This window comes from Candidatus Eisenbacteria bacterium (assembly GCA_016867495.1).
Classification (GTDB): domain Bacteria; phylum Eisenbacteria; class RBG-16-71-46; order CAIMUX01; family VGJL01; genus VGJL01.
The window spans coordinates 1-4,708 of the sequence record VGJL01000193.1 but is presented as its reverse complement, the minus strand read 5'-3'; the positions used below and the strand labels follow the sequence as shown (position 1 = coordinate 4,708).

The 4,708-nt window shown below is 65.4% G+C and carries 4 protein-coding genes; all 4 read right to left on the bottom strand.

The features are described from left to right. Positions 1–2,331 (bottom strand): formate dehydrogenase-N subunit alpha (fdnG, locus tag FJY88_11990; GenBank protein MBM3288054.1); only part of this gene is annotated, 2,331 nt, incomplete at its 3' end. Positions 2,332–2,379: 48 nt separating this feature from the next. Then, entirely contained in the window at positions 2,380–2,931 is a 552-nt protein-coding gene (locus FJY88_11985; protein MBM3288053.1) for a hypothetical protein, read from the bottom strand. Next, complete coding sequence (gene fdhE / locus FJY88_11980; protein MBM3288052.1) at positions 2,928–3,803, bottom strand: formate dehydrogenase accessory protein FdhE; 876 nt, start codon at positions 3,801–3,803, stop codon at positions 2,928–2,930. The genes FJY88_11985 and fdhE overlap by 4 nt, the downstream gene beginning before the upstream one ends. Positions 3,804–4,042: 239 nt before the next feature. Continuing rightward, a complete protein-coding gene (locus tag FJY88_11975; GenBank protein MBM3288051.1) occupies positions 4,043–4,666 on the bottom strand; it encodes a DUF4149 domain-containing protein in 624 nt (207 codons plus the stop codon). Between the last annotated feature and the right edge of the window lie 42 nt (positions 4,667–4,708).

The following is a 4,708-nucleotide window of genomic DNA, read 5'->3' as shown; positions in this document are numbered from 1 at the left end:
GTCTCCCACGTGCGGCGTCAGGACGTTGGCGCTGTCGCCGGTCACGAGCCCGCTGTATCCCCAGTGCCAGGGAATGCCGATCTCGTCCACGAGTCGTCCGTCGATCTGGAAGGGCTGGAATCTCTCCGTGACGAGGGCGCGGGCACGCAGCGCGCCGCGCGCCGACTCCACGAGGACCCAGTCGCCGGTCTTGATTCCGGAACGGCGGCCCAGGTCGCTCGAGAGCTCGATGAACATGTCCGGCATCAGCTCCGCGAGCCACGGGATGTTCCGCGTCATCGCTCCCGCCTGCCAGTGCTCGCTCACACGGTAGGTGGTGGCGACCACCGGATAGGCCTCGCGACTTCCGATCTTGTCCGGCTCCCAGATCTTGATGACCGGGTTGTTCTGCTGCGACGACATCGGGTTCTCGAGCGGGCTCTCGAGGGGCTCGTAGTGCTCGGGGAACGGACCGTCCACCAGCGCGTTCGCGAAGAGGCAGGCCAGTCCTTCCGGGCGCATGATGAAGGGATGCTTGCTTCCCGGCGGCCACGGCCCATCCGGGACATCGCCCTCCCAGGCGCCCTTGCCCTCGGCCAGCGCCGGATTCCAGCGAATGACCCAGCGCTTCGGATCCCACGGCCGCCCCTCGGCATCGACCGAGGCGCGGTTGTAGAGGATCCTCCGGTTGACCGGCCAGCACCATGCCCACTTCGGGTAGAGGCCGATCTTGTTGACCGCATCCTCCAGAGACCTTCGGGTCATCATGTTTCCGGCGTCGGTGTGGGATCCGCAGTAGATCCATGTGCCGCACGCCGTCGAGCCGTCCGCGAGCAGGAACGCGAAGCTCGGGACCTGCTGCCCGGCCTTGAACTGCTTCTCGTTCGCGGTAGCGTCCCTGAGGAAGCGGCCGTTGATCTCCTTCGAGACCAGGGTGATGTCCGGCTCGCCGTGCTCGCCGTAGTCCCACGTCAGATTGAGAATCGGATCGGGGAAGGCGCCCCCGCCGGCATAGGCGGCCTTCAACCCCCGGACGAGGTCGCTCACGATGTGCGCGTCGCTCCGCGCCTGACCCGGGGGATCGACCGCCTTGTAGCGCCACTGTACCCAGCGGCCGCTGTTGGCGACCGTCCCTTCCTTCTCCATCGAGGCGGCGGCGGGAAGCAGGAAGACCTCGGTCTTGACCTCCTTCGGGTCGACCCCCGGCCTTTTCCAGAAGACCGATGTGTCGGTCTGGAAGATGTCGATCGATACGAGCCAGTCCAGGTTCGCCAGGGCGCCGCGCTCCTTGTTGGAGTTCGGTCCGCCGACTGCGGGGTTCATCCCGAAGCAGAAGAGACCCTTGATCTTCCCCTTGTTCATCGCCTCGAAGAGCGAGATGAACGAGCAGTTGCCGCTCGCCTTGGGGATGTAGCTGTAGGCGAAGTCGTTCGCCTCCGTCGCGCGATCCCCCCACCAGGCCTTCAGCAGGCTCACGATGTACTTCGGGTAGTTCTGCCACCAGTTGGCGCTCATCGGGTCGTTGGTCTTCGGGATCGCCTTCTCCAGGTAATCGGCGAGGCGCTCCTCGCCCTTGCCCGGCGCGCGCAGATAGCCCGGCAGCACGTGGAAGAGAAGCCCCATGTCGGTCGAGCCCTGGACGTTCGACTCGCCGCGCAGGGCGTTGACCCCCCCGCCCGCCATCCCGATGTTCCCGAGCAGGAGCTGCAGGATCGTATAGGTTCTTATGTTCTGCGTGCCGTTGGTGTGCTGGGTCGTCCCCATCGCGTAGAGCCAGGTTCCGACCCGGTCCGGCGCCCAGGTGGAGGTGAAGATCTCGCACACCTTGTCGTACTGCTCTGACGGCGCGCCGGTGATCCTGGTGACGGTCTCCTTGTCGTAGCGGGCGAAGTGCTTCTTCATGAGCTGGAGGACGCAGCGCGGGTGCTGCATCGTCATGTCGCGCTTCGGGACCCCAGCGCCGTCCAGCTGGTAGGCCCAGCTGCTCCTGTCATAGGATCGCTTCGACGGGTCGTAGCCGGAGAAGAGTCCGTCCTGATAGCCGAACTTCTCGTCGATCAGGAATGTGGCGTTGGTGTAGTGACGGACGTACTCCGTCTGGATGCGATCGTTCTGCAGGGCATAGTTGATCATCCCGCTCACGAGTGGGATGTCGGTTCCCGAGCGGAACTTGCAGTAGACATCGGAGAACGCCGCCGTCCGGGTGTAGCGCGGGTCGAGGCAGAGCACGATCGCGCCCCGCTCCTTCGTCTTTCGTATCCAGCGCGTCCCCAAGGGGTGATTCTCGGCCGCGTTGCTCCCACAGATCATGACGACGTCAGCGTTCGTCATGTCGATCCAGTGGTTGGTCATCGCGCCCCGACCGAAGGAGGCCGCCAAACTGGCGACCGTGGAGCTGTGTCAGATCCTGGCTTGATGTTCCAGCCAGGCGACCCCCATGGAGCGCATCGCCTTCGACAGGAGATAGCATTCCTCCGTATCGAGCGCCGCGCCTCCGAGGCAGGCGATCCCGTCGGTGCGGTTCACCGTGGCGCCGCCATCGTTTCCGAGCCAGGTCTCGTCGCGGGTCTTCTTCACCAGCTCGACGATCCGCTTCATCGCGTCGTCCCAGGGGATCTCCTCCCAGTCGCCGGCCCCCGGCTTCCGATGGAGGACCTTCGTCAGGCGGCGGTCGTTGTTGCTGATCTGGTAGATCGACGCCCCCTTGCTACAGAGGGCTCCCTCATTGATGGGGTGATCGGGATCCCCTTCGATGTTCACGACCGCGCCGTCGCGCGCGTGGACGATGAGCCCGCATCCGACCCCGCAGTAGGGACATATCGTCGTGGTCTCCTTGGCATGCTGGATCTTGGCCGGGACCTGCGCTTTTTCCTCCTCGGCCCTTGCCGGCACGAGTCCGAAAAACGGCGCGGCGCCAAGCGTCCCCAAGAAGGCTCGGCGAGATACTCTCATGACAGCCCTCCCCTCTCGCGTTCACTCCCCATACCAGTCCGTCGCCACTCGGCGGACACCTCCTCCCCCATGAGCGGGATGAACCCCTCGCGCACCGCGGCGTCGTCGAGGTCTCCGCTCGTGAGGTCGTCCATGTCGCCGGGCAGGCGGTCTTGCACTCCTCCGCCGGCACGCAGATCGATCGTCTTGATGTAGCGGCGGCACTTCTCGCAGTAATCGACCCGACGGCCGATCTCACCCTCGAGGCTGAAGTATCCGAGGCTCGCGCTGTCCTCATTCCCGCAGGAGAGGCATCGCAGGCGTCGCACGGTCCACGCGGCGCCGCAGCAGCGGCACCAGAGGCGCCTTCGCCCATCGTCGACCATCAGAACCGCGAGCGCGGGCTCCTGCCCGCACACGGGGCACAGTGCCCCTGCCTCCTCGGCTCCAACGCTGCTCGGATCGAATCCCTTGTGCGCGGCGGCCAGAAACGGCCTCGCGAAGAAGACTCCTATGAAGTGGAGAATCTGTGTCGGCACGCCGACACGCTCTGCCATCGAATCGACGGTCGCGCCGTCCCGATCGAGAAGCGCTTTCAGGAACGCCGCGCCGGAGATCTTCTCGGTCCGCACCGCGTCCAGCACGCGATCGAGCACGGGAAGGTTCGACATCGCGCTCGCTCGCAGATCGGATAGCAGGTCGCGGAGAACCTCGGTTGCCTGCGCGGGATCAGGCTTGAGCCCCTCCGCCTCGATCCAGGGCAGGCCTCGCTCCAAGCGGGACCTGCTCTGCGACTCGGGCGGAAGATCCAGTTGGAGGGAAGAAACCCATGCCTCCAATCGCGAGGCGTACTTCTCGAGGAACGACTCTATCGGCAACGACCCTTCCACCATCTCTCCCCTTGAAACTCGCCGCGAAGATCCGCATGCGCTCTCCTTCGCGAACGCGCCGGACGGACCGATGACCGCGCAGCTCCGAAGGTCGAAGTCCGTCGAGCGGGATTATCCAACAAGGAAGCTCGAGAAGGGAGAGTTTTCTGCGCTGCGCGATGGCCTATCCAGTTGCTGTACTGTCAATTATGTCCAATCAGGCACAAAACATGCGGGAGACGTGGGATCTCGAGAGGGCCGTGCTAGCGGTACCGCGGGTCGAAGTAGAAGGCGTCGGCGCCCCCTCGGTCTCCCCGGCTCGGGAGATAGCGGTACCAGCGGCGGACGGCGAAGAGGAGCACGCCGATCCCGGCCGCGATCTGGAGGGACAGGAGCCAGAGCGTCGTCGCGAGAAGGGTCCGGAACGCCCCGTCGAGGGCGGCCGATCCGATCGCCAGGTCGCCGCGCCGCAGGTCCGCCAGGAGCGATTGAATTCTCGGAGTCAACGCGATCTGAGACACGACGGCGGCGGCGGTCATCCCGAGCAGGAGGAGCATCTGGACGATCGTCGCGCGCATTCTGCGCAGCGAGGCCACGTGCATCAGGAAGGTGGTCAGGAGCAGGAAGGCTCCGGCCCCGCAGCCGAGAAAGGCGGTCCGCTCGAGGATGGCGAGGATCGCGCGGGCGGCGAGGTCCTTGCTCGGCAGGCTCGAGGAGAGGACGGGAACGGCGATCAGGCAGAAGCCGGCGAGCGAGCCGACCCAGAGCATGAGGACGAGGGAGTGAGCGAACTCGAGGAGGGTCAGGGCCAGGCTCGTGCGGCGGACCTGAGGCAGGACAACGACCTTCCTCGCCGCCAAGAAACCTCTCTGGCCCTCTTCAGCCAAGGATCCACCTCCCGAGGCACTGTCATAAGTATACCGGACGGA

Coding starts and splice junctions, on each gene's coding strand:
- FJY88_11985 (MBM3288053.1), bottom strand. CDS start 2,931: ATGAGAGTATCTCGCCGAGCCTTCTTGGGGACGCTTGGCGCCGCGCCG.
- fdhE (MBM3288052.1), bottom strand. CDS start 3,803: ATGGTGGAAGGGTCGTTGCCGATAGAGTCGTTCCTCGAGAAGTACGCC.